Here is a 21,650-nt window from a genome sequence, read left to right on the forward strand (position 1 = left end):
TAACTATGTTATCAAACCTGACACACTTTTGTGTAAACAAAGGTGACAAATGACAAAAAAGACTAAATCTTGGTAGATTTAGTCTTTTTGCTTATGATGAGTGTGATTTAGTTACAATCATTCTTGATGCGGATGGAATTAATAGTGAAAGAATGATTAAGCAGGCTATTAGTGACCCTACCATTGAAATACCGTTCATTGAAAAAGAATACCATAGAGCGGACATACCCTTTGGCGCATATGATCCCCAAAAAATAATGCCCGCAATAAAGTGCCAGAAATACCGTGCGAAGCTGCCGATAACAAGGGATAAAACAATCAAAACAAAAGCTTTTGATCTGTTATTGTTAGCTAAATTTGTTTTAATAGATTGCGAAAAAACACCTCCAAAACCTATAAAAGCAAAAGCCACAATATATTCAATAAACGTTTGTAGCGCTGTTAAAATATAAGCCGTTCCTGTTGCCAACTGCAACAGCCCCCATAATAGACCAGATAGAGCCCCGCCTTTTACTCCCCAGCGAAAGCACATAATAAAAATGGGCACCATGGAGAACGAAATACTCACAGCCGTTGCAATCTTAATGGAAGGCAAAAGATCAAGTAGAAGTGCTAATGCTGCAAAAATAGCTATTTCAATTTTAGCCTGTAAAGGTAATGCTTTATTCACGTTTCTCACTCCTGTTTTTGAATCATTCATATCAAACGGTTTACACAGGAGTAAGCAAATAGATATGCTACTATTCCCACATTCCTACGCTAGCGTTAACTAACAGGTTCTAAGGGTCTGAACATTTCGTTCACTCTCAGCACGGCGGCTCCCCCTGTGGTACGTTCGGATATTTATGTAGTATTATGACAACATTCATTATACCATATGTAACAAAATAGATTCGAGAGATTTCAAAGATGTTTCTATTTTCTGAATCTATTTTTTATAATGACAATCGTTTTAGTATTTGTTATACTTCTTTTATGTCAATTGAATATAAAAAACCCTCATCCTAATCGATGAGGTAGAGGTCGCAGTTTTTAATAGTAAAGTAACGGAAATGCAGAGAACATTGAGGATGTTGCTTGAAAGGAAAAATTGCCGAAGTTTAGATCACTTCTCGGTTGATTTAAGCTGGGGCTGTCTCCGAACAGGAACAGAACTGTCACATCATGCGAGTGATGTGAAGAGCTATCTTCACGGAAGGTTGACGCGGTTTTCAGATTTAAAAGCGCGCACATATACTGCGGGCTTTTTTTATGTTATCCCGTCTCTTTCCGTACATTCGAAAGGAGTATTTATCTATGCAAGAGCAGCAAGAATTAAAACGTGGGTTGAAATCTCGCCACTTAACGATGATTTCATTAGGAGGAGCCATCGGAACCGGCTTATTCCTAGCAAGTGGTGGAGCAATTCACACAGCAGGACCTGGGGGAGCGCTTTTAGCTTACGCTATCATTGGCGTCATGGTTTACTTTTTGATGACCAGCCTAGCAGAGCTCGCAGCTTATATGCCTGAAGCTGGTTCATTTAGTACGTATGCGTCTCGTTTTGTAGATCCATCCTTTGGTTTCGCTCTCGGCTGGAACTACTGGTATAACTGGGCTATTACGATTGCAGCTGAATTATCCGCTGGAGCCCTTATTATGAAATTTTGGTTCCCAAACTCTTCTTCTATTTTATGGAGTGCCCTGTTTTTATTAATTATGTTTGGGCTTAACTACCTTTCTGTAAAAGGATTTGGTGAATCTGAATTTTGGTTTTCGTTAATTAAAGTAGTAACAGTTATCATCTTTTTAGTTATTGGTATTATGATGATTTTTGGTATCTTTAACAATGAAGCACCAGGTTTTAAAAACTTCACGCTTGGTGATGGACCGATTCACGGTGGATTCTTTACTGTACTAGGTATTTTTATGGCTGCTGGTTTTTCATTCCAAGGAACAGAGTTGCTTGGGGTCGCGGCTGGAGAAAGTGAAGATCCGGAAAAAACGGTTCCTCGCGCAGTTAAACAAGTCTTCTGGCGCATCTTGTTATTTTATATTTTAGCTATTTTTGTTATTGGAATGCTTATTCCATACACAGCGGATTCATTAGCAAGTGATGATGTGCGGGTAAGTCCGTTTACTCTAATATTCGAACGAGCAGGTCTGGCGTTTGCGGCATCGGCTATCAATGCCGTTATTTTAACAGCCGTTTTATCTGCTGGTAACTCAGGTATGTATGCTTCTACGCGTATGCTGTGGAACTTAGCGAAAGATGGAAAAGCACCAAGGTTCTTAGCAAAAGTGAATAAACGAGGCGTTCCAGTTAATGCCTTAATCGCAACGGCACTTGTCGGTACACTTGCATTTGGTGCTTCATTTTTTGGAGACGGTGCGGTATACACATGGTTACTTAACGCTTCTGGTATGTCTGGTTTTATTGCTTGGTTAGGAATTGCAATCAGCCACTATCGTTTTAGAAGAGCATTTGTTGCCCAAGGTCATGATTTGAGTGAACTTCCATATCATGCAAAACTTTTCCCGTTTGGTCCTATCTTTGCCTTTATTTTATGTGCTGTTGTTATTTTAGGTCAAAACTATTCGGCGTTTATGGGTGATTCGATTGACTGGTACGGTGTACTTGTTTCTTATATCGGACTTCCTTTATTCTTAATTGTTTGGTTAGGATACAAATGGACGAAAAAGTCAAAACTTATTCCGCTAAAAGAATGCCAAGTAACAGTGAAAAAATACGAATAAAAAAAGCTCTCTATTCAAAAGAATAGAGAGCTTTTTTTATGTGATCTGATCAGCAAAATGTAGAGATATATAGGCGGGCTGTTTTTTCATAACAAGCATATAACCTTTGAGGGGACGATTGCAGTAATCAGCAGCTTCTATATAATAAATATGCTGAATTAACCTGCTTAAATGGGTTACAAAAGATGGAAGTTGATGAGTAGGAATGCTTTGGATGTAGTCTATGATTTCTTGCTTAGTTTGAAGGCCCGAACGAGTACATTGTAACAGATGAAAAAGCGGATCTGCTGTTATAGTAGATAGTTCAGAATTGTGTTTGATTCTATTCAGCTGGATATGCAGTTCTTTTTTGGACCATCTTTTTGGAATAGCTCTTATATGCTGATATTGAAAATGTGTATTCATGATAGCTAACACCTTTCGTATTAAAATAATAAAATGACTTATTATTTTAATAACCTTTACACATGAAACTAAAACGTTACAATGTGTAAAGGTGTCATACATCTTATAAAATAAGCTGATAAAAAAGCACATCTTGCCACTGATCGAATTTCCAGCCTACTTCTTTAAATTCTCCGCAAAATGTAAAATTAAATTGCTCATGCATTTTGATACTGATATCATTCCCTTTTGTAATCCCTGAAATGACAACGTGATGGTTGAGTTCTTTAGCCAATTCCAAAATCCGCTTCATAAGCTGTTTTCCAATGCCATACCCCTGCTGATTTTTATCAATATAAATCGATAGCTCAACCGTTTGAATGTACGCTTCTTTATCTCGATAAGAAGAAAGCGAAGCATAGCCCGCTACTACCCCATCTTTTTCCGCGACAATAAGCGGAAAAAGTTCATTGCTAATATGATTATTAAACCAGCCCCTTCTTTGTTCTACCGTTACAGGCGTTAAGTCAAAAGTAGCAGCACTTGTTTGAACGGACTGATTATAAATTTCAACAAGCATAGGTAAATCTTCTTCTTTAGCATAACGAATGATCATATGTACAAACTCCTTATAGTATAGAATTATCTTTATTTTACTTCTTTTAAGAAACATAATCTACATAAAAAAAACCGATGTGTGCATGCACATCAGTTATGATTTTGAGCATATTGAAAGGTTTGAAGAACTTGAAGTGTCTCTTTTGTAGAAACGACCGTTGCAAACTCCTCATGCAAAGAAGACAGTGCGAATGTATGTACATCTTCTGCAGGAAGCCTTGTTTTTCCATCGTATGACATACAATCAAAGCAAGCTGTTGCATCGTTTACAACGTACGTTCTGTACCCTAGATTTCCAGCCATGCGGGCAGTCGTAGAAACGCAGTGATTAGTAGTTAGTCCTATTAAGATAAGCGTATCATAGCCATTTGCTTTTAAATAACTGTCTAGCTCTGTTCCAATGAAGCAGCTGTTCACGTGTTTGCGAATGAAGTATTCGTCTTCTTGTGGACCAAACCCTTCTTTGAACTGAAACCCCTTCGAACTTGGGTGTAAAGGAGAATCTGGATTTTCTGATGCATGCTGTACGTGAATGACAGGATAATTTTGGCGCCTCCATGCTTGCAGTAGCGTCAGCATATGTTTTTCTGCATCTAGATTATTTCTTTCCCCCCACTGTGGTGAATAAAACCCTTCTTGTACATCGATAAGCAGCAGCACTGGCCGGGAACGTACCATAAGCATCATCTTCTTTCGTCTTTATTTTAAAATGGAAATAACGTATGTGCACCCATCAGGACCGGCTTTTGAGGAATGAACCGTTTGTTTCGGTAAATGTATTCGATCTCCTGCCTGACATAGAACCGTATCATGTTCAACTGTAAAGTAAATAGATCCTTCAAGTATATGAAGAATTTCATCAGTTGGATGGGTATGAGATGGGTGCGTTTGAAAAGCAATATCGTGCTGTACTTCAACGTATCCAGTATACGCCGGAAGCAGTTCTTTAATTACTTCTTCAAACTTTCCGCCAACTCCTTTTTTAATAGAGGCTTTTTTTACGTCCATGCTGCTCACTCCTTTTTAATTTAAACGGACACTGTCCGGTAGTATAGTTGTTATCATCGTGTAAAAAATATTGCTTCCACTCTCGGTTTTCCTGCTGTCCATACCACCCTAACTCAGGGTGAGCTGATACGTCATCATATGTTTTTAACCGATCGCGGACCACCTTTTGTACGTGCCGCCCTATTTTTGAATCTCCTGTCATACCTTCAAACACCCATCGAGGCTGAAATGTAATCATAAATCCTCTGCTCTTACGGCTTTTACGTAAAGAATGAGCAGGCGTATTACAGACGACAAAAATAGGTTCTCCGTGAAAGCAAAATTCCCATAATGGATCTTTTGGATCTTTTGGAATGTCTTGCGGCCATGTCTTTTGATCAATTTGATGAAGAAACGTCAGCGTATCCCAAAACATCGTTTCGTACTCTTCCATTGAACGTTCTTTATGTTCAGGCTTAAAGAATAACACAAAGGATGTATAGCGACCTATGGTTTTAAAAGTATCTATGTATTCTCTAAGTGCCGACGCTGCATTCCTAATATCTTGGTAGTTATAAGGAGTAGTCACAAATGAAAACCGCAGTAAATCTTTTTTAAAGCCTTCTACCCCTAATATACAAGGAAATGGATTTTCTTCTGATAATATATCGCTTTGGAAATATTGAAAAGCATCTTTTCCCCAAAACGGGACATGCGTTGACTCTAAAATCTCATTGGCTCGAAAAAGCATTTTTGATGCCATTAAAACCCTCCTTATGGAACTTAACGTTACATGTGTATTAAAGAAAAGAAAGTTTATGAGCATTTTTAACTAAATGCCACTTCTAAATTATAAAACTCTAATCTATATATATATAAGCTACTATTGGACAAGTTAGAAAGGAGGCTGTGTTTGTGGAGTGGTTTTTGATTGCTATAAAACAAATAATTCTAGGTATTAGTCTCGCAGCACCGGTAGGTCCAATTAATATAGAGATGATTAAAAAAGGGCTGACGAAAGGTTTTTGGGCTTCTTGGCTAGTTGGTTTAGGGGGCATGACGGCCGACATTTTATTTATGCTCCTCATTTTAATAGGGTTAACGCCTTTTGTGCAGATGCAGGCTGTTACTGTTACCCTGTATGCAACTGGTTTTGTCATGCTCACATTTGTTGGCTTTCAAAGTATGAAACAAGCTGTTTCTCGTTCCTTTTCAATAGATGTAAATAAACCCTCTATTAAAAGAGATAAGTCGTTTTTTACAGGTTTCTTCATTGCTCTTATGAATCCTTTAAATATTGTGTTTTGGTTTGGTGTATTTGGGTCAAGCTTAAGCGAAAGCCTCCAAAGTCAAACGTGGCTATCTGTCTTTTTTCACAGTTTCTTTATTATCTTTGGCATCCTTCTTTGGAATTTAAATATTGCCAGCAGCATTCATTTTACAAGAAAATTTATCACGCCTAAGCTTCTTCGCTTTATTACGTTAGGTGCAGGTTTTTTACTTTTTTTATTTGGCTGCCAATTCGGTTTTAAATGTATATCCTTACTTATAGGCTGAGCTTTTAGCGATGAGTTCAATAAGAGTGTCATTTACTTTCTCACGTTCATCATAAAAAAGACCGTGTCCACTATTTTCAAATGGAAGAAGTGTAGAAAATGAAATATGACGATTCATAACTTTTGCAAGATCAAATGGACAAATTTGATCTTTTTTTCCGTGTAATATATATGTCTCAGTAAAAATTTGACTCAAATCTTCCCGTAAGTCTTCGTCTCGTAAAGACACCGCAGTTTTAATCGTTCCATGACCGGATGCCTCTAAACCTAAATCTTGAAACCATCCTCTAAAGGCTGAGCTGGTAGGCTGATTAAAAACCTTTTTCCCAAACTCTTCAAGCATGTTAGGACGATCTCTATACGTATTTTGAATAATTGTATTTACTTCTTCAGAAGGAAGTCCATATGGAAAATCAGTTTTTTGAATAAAGCTTGGAGCCGCTGCCCCTAATAAAATTAACTTCTTCACGCCATATCCTAAATGTCTGCTCATATATCGAATAGCAATGGCTCCCCCCATAGAAAAGCCTACGAGCGTATAATTTTTAAGCTCAAGTCTTTCTACTAACATGCGAATATCATCCGCTAATTGATTATAAGAATAGCCGGTGAAAGGTGCATCTGATTTTCCGAATCCCCGAAGATCAGGAGCGATACATCGAATACCTCGGGCCGGCAACGTTGTAAATTGGTATTCGTACATTTTAGCGTTAACCGGCCACCCGTGAAGGAAAAGAACGGGTTCCCCTTTTCCAATATCTCGAACAAAAAGTTTAGTCTTAGGAGTTACGTGAATAAAGTAGTTCATCTATAACACCTCCTAGTGGGTCTTATATATATATGTGTAGGACAATTGGAACATTCAAAAGTTTCTTAGAGGCTTGTGTAGGAGGTGTATAATGTTTATCTGGGATAAGGAGTAGGGAAATTCTTTTATATTGTTTATTTAGAACATAGTTTAATTTAAAAATATTAGACAAAAAAAGTAGTAAAGCGTTAAAAACTTTACTACTTTTTTTGTTATTTTTCTTCCAGCCACACATCAACTAAATTGCCAGCTTCACTTTGGTCCAATACGAATGAACCGTTGCTGTATCGGTCGCTAGCTCGCATTGTAGACGGATCAACCTGCTCGATTTGACCTTTAGATGATTCCACTATCACGTAATGTTCTTTAGAAATTGCTTTTACTTTTGCAATTTGATGCGGGTTAGATTTTAGTTCTCGGACCATCACTAGCCCTCGTTTTGCTCGTGCTGATTCTTCAAACTCAGTAATTTTTGTCTTTTTCACAGCTCCTCGCTGCGTGGCGATAAATAATTCAGTTGATAGAGCTTCATCTTCATCGAAGATAACGCCGCTTACAACATAATCATCGTCTTTTAAGTTAATTCCTTTCACACCAGAAGCGCGAGTTCCTACAATATTGATTTCTTCTTCCCGGAAACGCAGTCCGTAGCCAGAACGAGTGGCAATAAACACTTGTTTTTTACCATCCGTTTGATATACATCGATTACTTCATCATCGCCTTTTAAATTAACGGCGACAAGAGCTTTGGAGTAGCGCTGTGCTTTATATTGAAGTAATTCTGATTTTTTGACCATACCATTTTTCGTAAAGAAAAGCAGATACTGATTTTCTTTAAATTCTTTCACCGGTATCGCCCGTACAATTTGCTCTTCTTTATCAATTGGAACAATGTTCATGATATGCTGCCCCATGTCTTTCCACCTGATATCAGGAAGTTCGTGCACTGGCATATATAAATAATTTCCTTTGTTTGTGAAGATGAGTAGCGTTTCGGTTGTATTAATTTCATACTTCGCTAAAATTCGGTCCGTATCTTTCATACCGAAGTCTTGCCCGTTAGACGCGGCGTAAGAACGAAGGCTTGTTCGTTTTACGTATCCGTCTTTTGTGACTGTCACTATCACTTCTTCAGATGGAACCATCACTTCTAGATTAATCTTAATTTCTTCGATTTCCGCTTCAATTTTTGAGCGGCGTTCTGTACTATATTGCTTCTTTACACGGCGTAATTCTTTTTTGATTACATTAAAAAGTTTTTTCTCGCTATGTAAGATTTCTTCTAACTCGTTAATTTTAGCACCTAGCTCTTCGGCTTCCGCTTGTAGAGCTGTGATGTCCGTGTTTGTCAAACGGTATAATTGAAGCGATACAATCGCCTCTGCTTGAGGTTCTGTAAATTCATATTTGGCAATTAAATTATTTTTAGCGTCGCGCTTATCTTTAGACGCTCTAATCGTTGCAATAACTTCATCTAAAATCGACAGGGCCTTAATCAATCCCGCTACAATATGTTCACGTTCACGTGCTTTTTGCAGTTCATATTTAGAACGATTTGTTACCACTTCTCTTTGATGATCAATATAAGCATCAAGAATGTTAGCCAAACTCATAAGCTTTGGTCGCTTTTTAGCAATAGCAACCATGTTAAAATTATAAGGTACTTGCAGATCCGTATTTTTATAAAGATAGTGAAGTACTCCTTGAGCATTTGCATCTTTTTTTAATTCTACTACGATGCGCAGACCGGTACGATCCGTTTCATCGCGAACTTCAGCAATGCCTTCCACTTTTTTATCTAAACGAAGCTCATCCATTTTCTTAACAAGGTTGGCTTTGTTTACTTCAAACGGAATTTCCGTAATGACAATTTGCTGTTTTCCGCCGCGAATAGACTCCACTTCCGTTTTTCCGCGAATAATAATTTTCCCTTTACCTGTCTCGTAGGCTTTCTTAATCCCGTCTACTCCTTGAATGATTCCTCCTGTAGGAAAATCAGGACCTTGAATAGCCGTCATCAACTCTTCAATTGTACACGTTGGTTTATCAATTCGCATGATCGTTGCGTCAATTACTTCACCTAAATGATGAGGAGGAAGTTCCGTAGCGTAACCAGCTGAAATACCCGTGGATCCATTCACTAGCAAATTAGGAAACATAGCCGGTAACACAGTTGGTTCGCTGCTTGTATCATCGAAGTTAGACACAAACTCAACCGTTTGTTTATCAATATCTCGTAGAAGTTCTGCAGCAATCGATGAAAGGCGAGCTTCTGTATAACGCATTGCTGCTGGGGGGTCTCCATCAATACTTCCGTTGTTTCCATGCATTTCGATTAATACATTTCTAACTTTCCATTCTTGACTCATTCGAACCATAGCATCATATACAGATGAATCACCATGAGGGTGATAATTACCAATTACGTTCCCTACAGTTTTGGCTGACTTGCGAAAGCCTTTTTCTGCTGTATTCCCATCTACGTGCATTGCATATAAAATACGGCGCTGAACGGGTTTTAACCCGTCTCTTGCATCCGGCAGTGCACGCTCTTGAATAATATATTTACTGTATCGACCAAAACGGTCGCCTAGTACATCCTCAAGAGGTAAATCTAAAAAGCGTTCTGTTTGTGTCATTGTACGTCCTCCTCTGCGACCGTTAATACATTTTCATTATCTAAAATATTTGGATCTTCTTCTAATCCAAACGCTACGTTGCTTTCAATCCATTTTCTGCGAGGTTCTACTTTATCGCCCATCAAAGTGGTCACACGACGATCAGCGCGAGCAGCATCATCAATACGAACACGAATCAGCGTACGCGTCTCTGGGTTCATTGTTGTTTCCCACAGCTGATCTGCGTTCATTTCACCGAGACCTTTATAGCGTTGAATCATATACCCTCTTCCTACCTTATCGATAGCCCCTTGCAATTCTTCGTCACTCCATGAATATTCAACCACTTCTTTTTTACCTGACCCTTTACTTACTTTATAGAGCGGTGGAAGAGCAATAAATACTTTTCCTGCTTCCACAAGCGGTTTCATATAGCGGTAGAAAAACGTTAGCAGAAGCACTTGAATATGAGCGCCATCCGTATCCGCATCGGTCATGATGACTATTTTATCGTAGTTAATATCATCGATGGTGAAATCTGCTCCTACTCCTCCGCCTATCGCGTGGATGATCGTACTAATTTCTTCGTTTTTAAAAATATCTTGAAGCTTGGCTTTTTCGGTATTGATAACCTTCCCTCGCAGTGGCAGCACAGCTTGAAAGCGGCGATCCCTTCCTTGTTTTGCTGAACCTCCGGCGGAATCCCCTTCGACTAAGTACAGTTCGTTTCGCTGAGGATTTCTTGATTGCGCAGGCGTTAACTTTCCACTTAGAACGGTTTCTTGACGCTTTCGTTTCTTCCCGTTTCTTGCATCTTCTCTTGCCTTTCGTGCTGCTTCACGCGCTTGAGCAGCTTTGATTGCTTTTTTTACAAGAAGAGAGCTTACGTCCGGGTTTTCTTCTAAGAAATAGGCAAGTTTTTCAGAAATAACTGAATCTACGGACGAACGAGCTTCACTTGTACCTAACTTTCCTTTTGTTTGTCCTTCAAACTGAAGCAACTCTTCAGGTATTCTAACGGAAACGATGGCTCCCAAACCTTCTCGTATATCTGTTCCTTCTAAGTTTTTATCTTTTTCTTTTAGCAGGCTTACTTTACGGGCGTATTCATTAAATGCACGCGTCATAGCGCTTTTTGCACCGGACTCATGCGTTCCGCCATCTTTGGTACGAACATTATTAACAAATGATAAAATGGTTTCAGAATAACCATCATTAAATTGAAAGGCAAATTCAACTTCAATATTATGATGAATCCCTTCAAAAAAGACGACTGGATGAAGTGAATCTTTTTCTTCATTTAAATATGAAACGAAGGCTTGAATACCTGTTTCATAATGAAAGATATCGTGACGATCATGTCTTTTATCGATTAACTCTATTTTGAATCCTTTTAACAGGAAAGCCGATTCGCGGAGCCGTTCACACAGCGTATCATAATTATACACAGTTGTTGAAAAGATCGTGGCATCCGGTTTGAAATGAATCGTTGTTCCCGTTTTTTTCGTTTTCCCTATTTTTTCTAGCGTCGTAACCGGCTTTCCTCCATTTTCAAAACGCTGTTCATAAATAAATCCATCTCTATGAATGGTTACGGTCAACCATTCAGACAGCGCATTTACAACAGATGCACCTACTCCGTGTAAGCCTCCGCTTGTTTTATATCCACCCTGTCCGAATTTACCTCCTGCATGCAAGATGGTTAAAATAACTTCAGGCGTTGGTTTTCCTAGTTTATGCATGCCCGTTGGCATACCTCGACCTTTATCTTGTACAGAAATTGAATTATCTTTGTGAATGGTTACAATAATTTCTTCTCCGTAGCCTGCTAGAGCTTCATCGACAGAGTTGTCGACGATTTCATATACTAAATGATGCAGACCTCGTGTATCCGTACTTCCAATATACATACCAGGACGTTTACGAACGGCATCTAATCCTTCTAGTACTTGAATTGCGTCTTCATTATAATTAAATTGTTGTTTCCGAGCCATTCATACTACCCCTTTCATCACAACGAACATTACTACATTATGTATGAAACACAAACGTTTGCGCTTCGTGTCTAAGAATAAATGATCATGTATCCTATCTTTTAATTTTATAGTGTTCGCATCAACAGAACGTATGTTTCTATTTTTGCGTACTTACAAGATTTTAGCACAAATTTCCGTATTATAAAAGCAATATCTTGTGTATTCATGGATTATAAGCATTATAAAGCTAGCTGTCTAACGTCTATTGTAGCGGAAACGCTCTTACTATTTCAACGCATGGTGAAACCCATGCAAGCAGTGTGCATGGGTTGGTTGTTCTGCTTATAGATCTTACTTTGTTAAAGCATGCTCAACTTTTATACAACGATCCATAACTACAGTATACCCTTTTTTAGCGAGCAGGTCATATGCTTCTTCATTAATTAAACCAGATTGTGCCCAAAATACGTCTGCGTCTACTTCTAAAAACTCTTCTGCAACTTCAAGCAAATGCTCAGAGCGGCGAAATACATTAACGATATCAATATGTCCTTCAATTTCTTTTAATGAAGATACAGCTTTTACGCCAAGCGCTGAGTTTATTGTCGGGTTCACCGGAATAATCTCGTAACCTTGCTGCTGCATGGCTTCTGAAACCATATAAGACGTTCGATGAGGGTTATCTGATAAACCTACTACAGCAATGCGCTTGCTTTTTTTTAATATTTTACCAAGCTCTTGGCGGGAAGGAATTTTAATGGACATGTCTATTACCTCTCTTAGCTATATAATATGTACTGAACAACATTCGCGATTTACAGTTGATTTCCTGCATATAGTACCCGTTTTCTCTATTTTTGTAAACGTCTTCTTTTTTTAAAATAATTGTCTCTCACCCAAAACTAGCTATGTTTTTTTAAGTATCTCATGGTAAAATAGAAACGATATAGAAATAAAGGAGCTTTCAAACATGAATTATTTATTACCTATTCTTGCCTATATCTTGGGCTCTATTCCTTTTGGACTAGTTGTTGGAAAACTAGGATACGGCATCGATATACGAGAGCATGGAAGCGGCAATTTAGGCGGGACCAACTCCTTTCGTACATTGGGTGTAAAAGCCGGAATTATCGTTACGCTGGGAGACATTCTAAAAGGAACCCTAGCAGCTTCTTTACCGCTTTTATTTAATACGAATCAAAACATTCTCTTCATTGGTTTATTTGCTGTCATTGGTCATATTTTTCCTGTTTTCGCGAAATTTAAAGGCGGGAAAGCTGTTGCCACGTCCGCCGGAGTGATTTTATGTTATGAACCTCTTTTATTTGTTTTCGTACTATTATGTTTTTTTATCTGCTTATACATAACGAAATATGTATCACTGTCATCAATGGTTACCGGGGTATTAACCTTTATCTACACGCTATTTAAACAAGACTACATGCTTATTATGATTATTGGTTTAATTGTAGCCTTTGTCATTTACAGACACCGCGCAAACATTACCCGAATTCTTAACAAAACAGAACCGAAAGTCACATTTTTGTCAGGTAAAAAGAAATAAGAGGATCTTCCTCTTATTTCTTTTTTTATAACCACTTTGTAAGCGAATACATTTCTTATTTATTAGTTATACTGATACTAAAATAAGGAGGTGAATGATGTGAAGAAAAAATGCCCCATTTGCAAACGAAATAAGAAAATGGATTCACAGCTAGAAGGAAGCCGCTACTGCGTTCACTGCTGGGAAACCATTGGAAAACAATATGATTTCAAATGAAAGAATGAAACGATTTAATATAGAAATGAAGCCTTCACCTCTATATTAAATCGTTTTATTTTATTTTATCACATTCCTTCCTAGCTGGATTCGTATATATTGGTAATTTATCTACCTTTCTACTATAATAAATGTATCCGCAGTATTGGAAGGAGCATAATGAATGAAATTAACAGTAACAGAAGCAGCAGCTACGTGGTACAAAGATGAAATGATGCTAGAAGGAAACGAAACAATTCGCTTTTTTGTTCGCTACGGCGGATGCAGCAACGTTCAAAAAGGTTTTTCTTTAGGTGTAAACACAGATTCTCCTAAAAACGTTGGCGTTGAAACAAAAGTTGACGGTTTAACATTCTTCGTAGAAGATGAAGACCTTTGGTACTTTGACGGTCATGATTTGACCGTAAATTATAATGAAGAAACAAAAGAACCTGACTTTCATTACGAAGCGTAAGAAAAAAAGCATCGATTTATCGATGCTTTTTATTCTTGCGCTTAACCCTGCTTTTTGGCATCTTCATAGGCTTTATGCCATTCCGGATAATTACGGCGAATCGAAATAGGCTTAAAGTTTTCTTTTTTCACACATACGTGTGACGATGTTCCTGTTAACGCAAGTTCTTCATTTGAATTAAAAATTTCGTAGCCGTACACAACGCGTAGACCGTCATAGTTCTCAACCCAAGTATGTACTACAGCTGTCTCGCCATAATGAAGCGGCTTTTTATATGAAGCCTGTATATCAATAACTGGCGACAGCACACCGTCTCTTTCCATTTGTGCATAGCTAAAACCTAAATCACTAATAAACTGCGTTCGACCTATTTCCATCCATACTAAATAGTTAGCATGATACACAACGCCCATCTGATCGGTTTCTGCATAGCGCACTTCGATTTCTTTCTTCGACACTAGCATGATTCTACCTCCTCTTGCACTGTTCCTGTTTTATCTTACCATATAAGGAGAATATACTCCTACTAGTTTGGTTGTAACTCAATATGTTGTAAGACTAAGCACATTTTGAATGCGATATATCAGTGTTTCCAGCCGCGTCATCTTATTTTCATACTTTTTATAAGGAAGTGTATATGTGTAGTCTTTATTTGTCCATAAACGGTCAAAATAAGCGTTTAGTTCGGTCATAGCCTTTTTGTTAGAAGGTCCTGATACTTTAATATCCGTTTCTAAATTCAAGTCATCTAAATTTCGTTTTGTGAAATTTGCTGCTCCTGCAATAATCGTTGCCTTTCTTTTGTTCCCAATAAATAAAGTTTTAGGATGATACTGCTCTTTTCCCGTATGATACCAGCGAACTTTAATATCGCCTTTAGATTTTTTCACAAGTTCTGCTGCTACTGGACGGTTAGGCAGTCCGAACTTTTTTCTTCCAAACGCATTTTCATTAGGATCTAAAATTAATCGTACGTTTGCGCCTTGTTTGGAAGCTTTCAAAAGCGCCTTTATTACGTCTCGATCTCCAAGATAAAACATGCCAAGCCATACATCGTCTCCTTTTTTAGCATGACGTAAATCATGTAATACGTGCTTATAGATTTTGCCTTCTGTTAACAGCTGAACATAGAGGTCTCCCTTTTCTTTTTCTTTCTTCTTATACCGAGGTAACTTTCCTCCGTAAGAAAAATCTGACACCGCTTGTTCACTTTTCACCACATCTCCAATGATATTCCCTTTTACTTCAAAGGCCATGTTAGAATTATAAAAACTTGCATCATGAGGATTGGCAGAGGAGATAATAACGCTTTGATCTGTTGCTACTACTTTTCTATGATTAGCTTTTACATTTAACAACTTTAAATAAGCACGGACCGTCGCTTTAGGCGCATTGGTACCAAACGGATTTGTTATCCAGCCGTTTCCTTTTTCACCAAACCACTGAATAAAAGTTCTCCACACTGCAGAATACAGTGGAATGGAGTCTCTGAGCTTAGATAAATTGGTTTGCACCACTTTGATTCCGTTTAGCCGCAGTGAATCTAACCACTTTGAATCATGTGAGCCGTAGGTTGTATTGATTTCATCTGTAATAAAGACGATTTCGATAGTAGGATGTTTTCGTTTCTTTTCAATCAGCTTACTTGCAAGCGTATCACTAAGGTGAGGAAACGTTTCGCCTTGGTTATAGTAGCCGTTAAATAGAAACATATCCATAATAATAAAAGCTTTTGCGTCATCAATCGCATTCGTAACTGCTTGAAAAATATGTTGTTCAGAAACAGATGTCTGCTGGTCTTGATACGTTAGGTCTGATAAAAGAAATACATCTTCTACTTTGTGGGGCTTACTTTCGTATGAAACTCCTTTAGGCAAGGGCTTATGTGTTTGATAAGAGCCCACAATAATCAAGACGACAAGTAAACTGATCAAAATCCTTACTACTTTCTTTTTCACGTGCTTTTTCACCTACATAAACCTCTTCGCTAGTTTGTATTAGTATTGACTTACTAAAAAAATATAGAAAGAAAGCAGCTAAAACCGTTTATTTTTAGCTGCTTATTGTCGTTGCTTTATTTATTAAATCGTACCTTCGTAACCATTTTGACGAGCTTCTGACTCATCTTTTATTTCGCTGCGCATTGCTTCGATACTTACTTCGCGATTGTGATTTTTTTGCTGAATGCGCTGACGCTCTTCTTCATTGCTGCATGCAGCAGCTTCTTCTGCTTCTTCAATGTTTTTCATTGTATTTTGCACCATTGTTTGTAATTTTTCAACGTTATCACTGCGATCGTCTGGATTCGGTTTATTCCATGCCATTGTATCTTCCTCCTCAAAATAACTTTGTTACAATTGTAGTATGCCGGATTTGTTCATCTCTATAAGTGGAAAAAAATGATTTTAGTTTACATAATATAATTATAATTAAGTTAAAATGTATATATAAAACATACATAATATGGTAATATATACATACAAAGGGCGAATCTCTATGACTAAACGAATGATAACATTACTAAGCGTCATCTTTATTGCAGTGCTTGCCGTATTTTTTATGTCGCAAACCTCATTGGCATCAAAATTGACAGCAAGTGCCTTTATGAAGCCTCATCATTACTCAAAACATGAAGAAAAAATGTTAGCTGTGACAAACCTGGACTACAAAAGCAATATCATTGCATACGATGTGAAAGCTCCTAGTGATGCAAAAGAAGCTTATGTAAAAGCTACTTATTACGAAAAGGGAAAAGCCAAAGAACCTTTATTTTCAGGAGGGTTGACTGTTTCAAAAGAATTTGACATGTTTGCTATTACATATAAAATCGATGATAATACTCACAAAGTTATGTTTAATGTAGGCAGCAACGATACAAACCTAGGAATAGAAGCGGAAAAGCCAAAAAAAATGAACGGCTATTCCTTTACTGGATTAGAGAAAAAACAAACGGTAAAAATGAATAAAACATATCCAGTTGCTGCTTTATTTGGTGACGATGGCAGTGGCATACGAGTTGCTCCGCTTTCAACCGACGATGAAGAAGTCGTTAAAGAGCTTATTTCGACCAATCCTTACGTTTATTTATTCACGGTAGAATTCAAATAATAAAAAGTCGCTGAATTCAGCGACTTTTTATTCACTCACCTTTGGTTTGAATAACTTGAGGATGCTTGCCGGATTTATCTTGCATTTGTTTTCCGTTATTTCCACCAGCTTCTCTCGGTTGAGTGCCGATGTGATTCGGAACAAAAGGTTTGCTTTGTTTTTTAGGATTTCCCATGCTTATCCCCTCCTCACCGTTACTCTAACCAACTTACTTTAAAGTTATTCAGCTCTTTCAAGCATACGATCTTCTAACCGCTTTTCAATTTCCATTTCAATGCGTTCAATTTCTGACTGATCTTTTAACAGCTGCGTTTTATTTTCTTGCACTAACTCTTCAAATGAACGTTTGCGTAATTTTCTCATGATTACAACACCTACTTTATGTAATTTTTATGAAAAATCTGAAAAATCTAAATAAACTGATATCATATAACTATCTATATTGTAACCAATTTGTCAGATAAGTAAACATACTTTTTTGAAAAGTTGTAAGAAAGTTTGACATGTTTAATGACTTATCTATATATACGATGATAAAGTAAATAAGTTTCATGTTTAATAAAACAAGCAGCGAAGTTAATTCGCTGCTTGTTGAGCAAAGTTTTCCATTTGTTTAAGCGTCATTGGACCATTCACTCGTTGAACAATTTTCCCTTCTTCATCTATAAAGTAAGATGTCGGAATGGTGGAGACTCGATATTTTTTACTTCCTACATTATCTTGGTCGTCCAATAATACACGAAACGTAAACTGTTTTTCTTTAAGAAACTTAGATACTGCCTGTTTACTGCCTTCTGACGAAGTTAAATTAACCGCAAGCAGCTGTACATCGTTTCCATATTTCTCGTAAAACGCTTGCATATCGGGCATTTCTTTTTGACATGGCGGACACCATGTTGCCCAAAAGTTTAAAATGACTTTTTTTCCTTTAAAGTCCGATAATTGAACAGATTTCCCGCTCGTATCTGACAGTGTAAACGGAGGCGCTGTATCTTTTGGTTCCAACCCATAAGCTTGACCTGAAGCCTGACGAGCACTATCGCCTTTTTTGATATTTAAATCCTTGTATTCGCTTAAGTTAGAATTATCGGATGCTTCATTTGGAGAAAGCCCTTGCCAAAGTGCGTAGCTAAGAAAGCCTACTAGAAGCAAGACCGCAATTATTTTTTTAACCATATGATCGGCTCCTTTATTTCTTCTAAAAAGTGATAATCTATGTACTAATAGATATGTGCAATATCTACTAAAATAATCCTTTTATAGGGCATTTTCTTTTATAATATAGCATATTCCCCTCTCACTTTTTGTCGAAAACGGTGCGTTTGCATAAAAAAAGAGCGGCTCACGAGAACCGCTCTTTTTCTTTATAACTTACGCATGTGTTTTAGATTGTAATTTATCACGAAGCACCATTTGAAGGATACCACCGTGGCGATAGTAATCAATTTCAACTTCACTATCGAAACGAACCAGTACTTCAAATTCTTTTTTGTTTCCAGCTTCATCAGTTGCTGTTACTTTTATAAAATCACGTGGTTTTACTGTTTCATCAACTGCTACTGCAATTGTTTCTTTTCCAGTTAAACCTAATGTATCCGCGCTTTCACCATCTTTAAATTGAAGAGGTAAAACACCCATTAATACTAGGTTTGAACGGTGAATACGCTCGAAGCTTTCAGCGATTACTGTTTTAATACCTAAAAGATTTGTTCCTTTTGCTGCCCAGTCACGAGAACTTCCCATGCCGTAATCTTTGCCTGCAAGTACAACAAGACCTGTATCTTGCTCTTTGTATTTCATACAAGCATCATAAATGCTCATTACGTCATTTGTTGGCCAGTACGTTGTCCAGCCGCCTTCTGTACCAGGAGCTACTTGGTTTTTTATGCGGATGTTTGCAAACGTACCGCGCATCATCACTTCATGGTTACCACGACGAGAACCATATGAGTTAAAGTCTTTTGGCTCTACACCGTTTTCTTGAAGGTAAAGACCTGCAGGTGATGTTTTTGCAATTGAACCCGCTGGTGAAATGTGATCCGTTGTCACTGAGTCACCAAATTTCGCTACTACGCGAAGATCATTTAACGGTTCTACTTCACCTGGTTCTTCTGATAAGCCTTCAAAGAAAGGTGGGTTTTGAATGTACGTTGAATCATTCTCCCACGTATAAAGCGCATCTTCGCTTGTTTTAATTTCATTCCAGCGTTCGTTATCATCGAATACGCGCTCATACTCGTTACGGAATAATTCAGGCGTTACGGTACGGCTAACAACTTCTTTAATTTCATCTTGAGAAGGCCAGATGTCGCTAAAGAATACTTCATTGCCGTCTGTATCAATGCCGATTGGATCTTTTTGTAAATCTACATCTACTGTTCCAGCCAGTGCATATGCTACAACAAGCGGCGGAGAAGCAAGGTAGTTACCTTTTACTAATGGATGAATACGTCCTTCAAAGTTACGGTTTCCTGAAAGAACAGACGTTACAAGCAAGTCGCTATCTGCAATCGCTTCTTCAATTTCAGCTTCTAATGGACCAGAGTTACCGATACAAGTCGTACAGCCATACCCTACGATGTTAAAGCCGATTTTATCTAAGTATGGAAGCAGCCCTGAATTTTGCAGGTAAGCCGTTACTACTTTTGAACCTGGTGCTAAAGAAGTTTTCACGTAAGCTGGAACATCCAATCCTTTTTCTACCGCTTTTTTCGCAACTAAACCAGCTGCTACTAATACGTAAGGATTTGATGTGTTCGTACAGCTTGTGATAGCCGCAATGGCAATGGCACCTGTTTTCATTGTTGTTTCTGAACCGTCTCCAAGCTTAAACGTAATTTCTTTATCCACGTCTTTAGCATCAAGTCCGAAGCTTTGGTTGCTAACAGGAGCTGTTAAAGCCTTCTTGAATTCTGTTTGCATTTGAGAAAGTGGAATTAAATCTTGCGGACGCTTTGGACCAGAAAGATTTGCTTCAATCTCAGCAAGGTTAATCTCAACAACGTCAGTGAAAATTGGATCTTCATTTTCTGGTGTGAAGAATAAACCATTTGCTTTTGTATATTGTTCGACAACCTGAATGTCTTTTTCATCTCTTCCTGTTAAACGCATATATGCTAATGCTTCTGCGTCAACTGGGAAGAATCCACATGTTGCACCGTATTCAGGAGCCATATTAGCGATTGTTGCACGGTCAGCTAATGGAAGTTCTGCTACGCCAGGACCGAAGAATTCCACGAATTTTCCGACTACTCCTTTTTGACGAAGCACTTGCGTAACTTTTAACGCTAAGTCTGTAGCTGTAGTGCCGTTTGGTAATTCACCAACAAGTTTAACACCGATTACTTCAGGAACTGGGAAATAAGAAGGTTGACCAAGCATACCTGCTTCCGCTTCAATACCGCCAACACCCCATCCTAAAACACCGATACCATTAATCATCGTTGTATGAGAGTCAGTACCTACTAGAGAATCAGGGAAAGCTACAAATTCACCATCTTCTTCAACAGCATGAACAACGTTTGCTAAATATTCTAAATTTACTTGGTGCACGATGCCTGTAGCTGGTGGCACTGCACGATAGTTATTAAATGATTTTTGAGCCCAGCTTAAGAAATTATAGCGCTCTGTATTACGTTGAAACTCGAGGTCCATATTAATTCGTAATGAGTCAGCTGTACCTGCTTTATCAACTTGTACGGAGTGGTCGACAACGAGGTCTACTGGAATTTCTGGATTGATTTTGTCAGGATCTCCTCCTAAATCAGCCATTGCTTTACGAAGTGACGCTAAGTCTACAACCGCTGGAACTCCAGTGAAATCTTGAAGAATAACACGAGATGGTTTGAAAGGAACATCGATATCTTTAATATCTTTTGTTCCCCATTTTGCAAGGTTTTCGACGTGTTCTTTTGTAATAACACGGCCATCTACCTGACGAAGAACAGATTCTAATAATACTTTAATTGAATACGGCAGCTTAGATACATTACCTAAACCTGCTTCCTCTAAAGCTTGTAAGCGGTAATAATTATATGTGCTGCCATTAAGATCGAATGACGAACGAGCGTTGAAAACGTCTTTTTTAGTCATTGCTTTTACCCCCTTAAAATTCTATGTATAAAGGATTTACTTACCCCATCCTCTATTCCCTTCACCATCTATCTTAATATAATATTATACATAAGTAAATAAAAAGAATGTTATTAATTAACATAAGTTTCACTTATAACCTTTTTCCATTCTCCTTTTATTTTTCTAATAATTCATATTTCATTGATTTTTACGCATGCTAGAAACGGAGGTGATTCAACATGGCTAAACGTAAGTCAAACCACGTCATTCCTGGAGCTAACGCGGCTAGCGCTCAAGGAAAAGGAGCGGGTTATAATGAAGAGTTTTCAAATGAACCATTAACGGAACAACAGAAACAAAATAATAAAAAACGCAAAAAAAATCAATAAAACAATCTCTTATTGGATATACTAATCACTAGTTAGAAAAGCAAAATCGTTTAACTCCATGAAATCTAACGAGAAGGCGTCATTATATGTGACGCTTTTTTTCTGTTCCCATTTCCTGTTTTTGTTAAACCTATTTTTAGAAAGGGGAATTTTTCATCGGAT

Annotated in this window: 23 protein-coding genes and 2 riboswitches; of the genes, 6 read left to right on the forward strand and 17 right to left on the reverse strand. The window is 37.8% G+C overall.

Annotated features, from left to right (window positions below; genetic code table 11):
• Positions 1–91 precede the first annotated feature (91 nt).
• Positions 92–700 carry an energy-coupled thiamine transporter ThiT gene (thiT, locus tag ACFX4G_RS18435; RefSeq protein WP_377576081.1) on the reverse strand — a complete coding sequence of 203 codons (609 nt, stop codon included), beginning with the start codon at positions 698–700 and terminating at the stop codon, positions 92–94.
• Positions 701–734: 34 nt separating this feature from the next.
• A riboswitch (TPP riboswitch) is annotated at positions 735–835 on the reverse strand.
• A gap of 174 nt (positions 836–1,009) precedes the next feature.
• Positions 1,010–1,194: riboswitch (Lysine riboswitch) on the forward strand.
• A 102-nt stretch (positions 1,195–1,296) separates the two neighbouring features.
• On the opposite strand from thiT, the gene ACFX4G_RS18440 reads away from it, so the two are divergent.
• Positions 1,297–2,736: an amino acid permease gene (locus tag ACFX4G_RS18440; RefSeq protein WP_013057233.1), complete on the forward strand. Its 1,440-nt coding sequence runs from the start codon at positions 1,297–1,299 to the stop codon at positions 2,734–2,736.
• Positions 2,737–2,772: 36 nt separating this feature from the next.
• Here the strand turns inward: ACFX4G_RS18440 and ACFX4G_RS18445 are convergent, their stop codons facing one another.
• The 5 genes from ACFX4G_RS18445 to ACFX4G_RS18465 all read right to left on the reverse strand — a co-directional run bounded on the left by ACFX4G_RS18445 (position 2,773) and on the right by ACFX4G_RS18465 (position 5,488).
• The gene (locus tag ACFX4G_RS18445; RefSeq protein ID WP_264407574.1) at positions 2,773–3,141 is read right to left on the reverse strand and encodes a hypothetical protein; all 369 of its coding nucleotides are present in this window, start codon (positions 3,139–3,141) and stop codon (positions 2,773–2,775) included.
• Positions 3,142–3,244: 103 nt separating this feature from the next.
• Positions 3,245–3,736, reverse strand: a complete 492-nt coding sequence (locus ACFX4G_RS18450) for a GNAT family N-acetyltransferase (RefSeq protein WP_014459898.1) — start codon at positions 3,734–3,736, stop codon at positions 3,245–3,247.
• A 92-nt stretch (positions 3,737–3,828) separates the two neighbouring features.
• Positions 3,829–4,416, reverse strand: coding sequence for a cysteine hydrolase family protein (locus tag ACFX4G_RS18455; RefSeq protein ID WP_274156765.1), 588 nt, complete (start codon positions 4,414–4,416; stop codon positions 3,829–3,831).
• Between the two features lie 21 nt (positions 4,417–4,437).
• Positions 4,438–4,746 (reverse strand): cupin domain-containing protein, encoded by a 309-nt coding sequence (locus tag ACFX4G_RS18460; protein ID WP_034651653.1) that lies wholly within the window; start codon positions 4,744–4,746, stop codon positions 4,438–4,440.
• The gene (locus ACFX4G_RS18465) at positions 4,721–5,488 is read right to left on the reverse strand and encodes a YqcI/YcgG family protein (protein WP_377576086.1); all 768 of its coding nucleotides are present in this window, start codon (positions 5,486–5,488) and stop codon (positions 4,721–4,723) included. Before ACFX4G_RS18465 ends, ACFX4G_RS18460 begins: the two co-directional genes overlap by 26 nt.
• A gap of 152 nt (positions 5,489–5,640) precedes the next feature.
• Between ACFX4G_RS18465 and ACFX4G_RS18470 the strand changes: the two genes are divergently transcribed.
• Positions 5,641–6,282: a LysE family transporter gene (locus ACFX4G_RS18470; RefSeq protein WP_097823281.1), complete on the forward strand. Its 642-nt coding sequence runs from the start codon at positions 5,641–5,643 to the stop codon at positions 6,280–6,282.
• Here ACFX4G_RS18470 and ACFX4G_RS18475 read toward each other — a convergent pair.
• The 4 genes from ACFX4G_RS18475 to ACFX4G_RS18490 all read right to left on the reverse strand — a co-directional run bounded on the left by ACFX4G_RS18475 (position 6,268) and on the right by ACFX4G_RS18490 (position 12,448).
• Positions 6,268–7,089, reverse strand: a complete 822-nt coding sequence (locus ACFX4G_RS18475) for an alpha/beta fold hydrolase (RefSeq protein WP_377576091.1) — start codon at positions 7,087–7,089, stop codon at positions 6,268–6,270. The two genes, ACFX4G_RS18470 and ACFX4G_RS18475, sit on opposite strands and share 15 nt — an antisense overlap.
• A 212-nt stretch (positions 7,090–7,301) precedes the next feature.
• Positions 7,302–9,728, reverse strand: coding sequence for a DNA topoisomerase IV subunit A (gene parC, locus ACFX4G_RS18480; protein ID WP_230184149.1), 2,427 nt, complete (start codon positions 9,726–9,728; stop codon positions 7,302–7,304).
• Positions 9,725–11,701 carry a DNA topoisomerase IV subunit B gene (gene parE / locus ACFX4G_RS18485; protein WP_043982827.1) on the reverse strand — a complete coding sequence of 659 codons (1,977 nt, stop codon included), beginning with the start codon at positions 11,699–11,701 and terminating at the stop codon, positions 9,725–9,727. Before parE ends, parC begins: the two co-directional genes overlap by 4 nt.
• 333 nt (positions 11,702–12,034) lie before the next feature.
• Positions 12,035–12,448 carry a CoA-binding protein gene (locus ACFX4G_RS18490; RefSeq protein ID WP_013057242.1) on the reverse strand — a complete coding sequence of 138 codons (414 nt, stop codon included), beginning with the start codon at positions 12,446–12,448 and terminating at the stop codon, positions 12,035–12,037.
• A gap of 205 nt (positions 12,449–12,653) precedes the next feature.
• Here ACFX4G_RS18490 and plsY point away from each other — a divergent pair, with 205 nt between their 5' ends.
• Both plsY and ACFX4G_RS18500 read left to right on the forward strand, forming a co-directional pair.
• Positions 12,654–13,247: a glycerol-3-phosphate 1-O-acyltransferase PlsY gene (plsY, locus tag ACFX4G_RS18495; protein ID WP_043982828.1), complete on the forward strand. Its 594-nt coding sequence runs from the start codon at positions 12,654–12,656 to the stop codon at positions 13,245–13,247.
• Positions 13,248–13,626: 379 nt separating this feature from the next.
• Entirely contained in the window at positions 13,627–13,917 is a 291-nt protein-coding gene (locus tag ACFX4G_RS18500) for a HesB/YadR/YfhF family protein (RefSeq protein ID WP_013057245.1), read from the forward strand.
• 41 nt (positions 13,918–13,958) lie between these two features.
• Here the strand turns inward: ACFX4G_RS18500 and ACFX4G_RS18505 are convergent, their stop codons facing one another.
• From ACFX4G_RS18505 to tlp, 3 genes are all read right to left on the reverse strand, one after another.
• Complete coding sequence (locus tag ACFX4G_RS18505) at positions 13,959–14,381, reverse strand: acyl-CoA thioesterase (RefSeq protein WP_028408348.1); 423 nt, start codon at positions 14,379–14,381, stop codon at positions 13,959–13,961.
• Positions 14,382–14,459: 78 nt separating this feature from the next.
• The gene (locus ACFX4G_RS18510; protein ID WP_377576095.1) at positions 14,460–15,887 is read right to left on the reverse strand and encodes a phospholipase D family protein; all 1,428 of its coding nucleotides are present in this window, start codon (positions 15,885–15,887) and stop codon (positions 14,460–14,462) included.
• A 111-nt stretch (positions 15,888–15,998) separates the two neighbouring features.
• Positions 15,999–16,241: a small acid-soluble spore protein Tlp gene (tlp, locus tag ACFX4G_RS18515; RefSeq protein WP_013083367.1), complete on the reverse strand. Its 243-nt coding sequence runs from the start codon at positions 16,239–16,241 to the stop codon at positions 15,999–16,001.
• Between the two features lie 172 nt (positions 16,242–16,413).
• Here tlp and ACFX4G_RS18520 point away from each other — a divergent pair, with 172 nt between their 5' ends.
• Entirely contained in the window at positions 16,414–17,025 is a 612-nt protein-coding gene (locus tag ACFX4G_RS18520; protein ID WP_097823276.1) for a hypothetical protein, read from the forward strand.
• 31 nt (positions 17,026–17,056) lie between these two features.
• Here the strand turns inward: ACFX4G_RS18520 and ACFX4G_RS18525 are convergent, their stop codons facing one another.
• From ACFX4G_RS18525 to acnA, 4 genes are all read right to left on the reverse strand, one after another.
• Entirely contained in the window at positions 17,057–17,200 is a 144-nt protein-coding gene (locus ACFX4G_RS18525) for an acid-soluble spore protein N (protein WP_043982832.1), read from the reverse strand.
• A 44-nt stretch (positions 17,201–17,244) separates the two neighbouring features.
• The gene (locus ACFX4G_RS18530) at positions 17,245–17,388 is read right to left on the reverse strand and encodes an FbpB family small basic protein (RefSeq protein WP_013057252.1); all 144 of its coding nucleotides are present in this window, start codon (positions 17,386–17,388) and stop codon (positions 17,245–17,247) included.
• Between the two features lie 213 nt (positions 17,389–17,601).
• Entirely contained in the window at positions 17,602–18,201 is a 600-nt protein-coding gene (locus ACFX4G_RS18535) for a TlpA disulfide reductase family protein (RefSeq protein ID WP_097823275.1), read from the reverse strand.
• A gap of 195 nt (positions 18,202–18,396) precedes the next feature.
• The gene (gene acnA / locus ACFX4G_RS18540) at positions 18,397–21,117 is read right to left on the reverse strand and encodes an aconitate hydratase AcnA (RefSeq protein ID WP_230184152.1); all 2,721 of its coding nucleotides are present in this window, start codon (positions 21,115–21,117) and stop codon (positions 18,397–18,399) included.
• Positions 21,118–21,338: 221 nt separating this feature from the next.
• On the opposite strand from acnA, the gene sspO reads away from it, so the two are divergent.
• A complete protein-coding gene (sspO, locus tag ACFX4G_RS18545; protein WP_013083371.1) occupies positions 21,339–21,488 on the forward strand; it encodes a small acid-soluble spore protein O in 150 nt (49 codons plus the stop codon).
• The last annotated feature ends 162 nt before the right edge of the window (positions 21,489–21,650 follow it).

The organism is Priestia sp. YIM B13486 (genome assembly GCF_042787865.1).
GTDB classification, from domain to species: domain Bacteria; phylum Bacillota; class Bacilli; order Bacillales; family Bacillaceae_H; genus Priestia; species Priestia megaterium.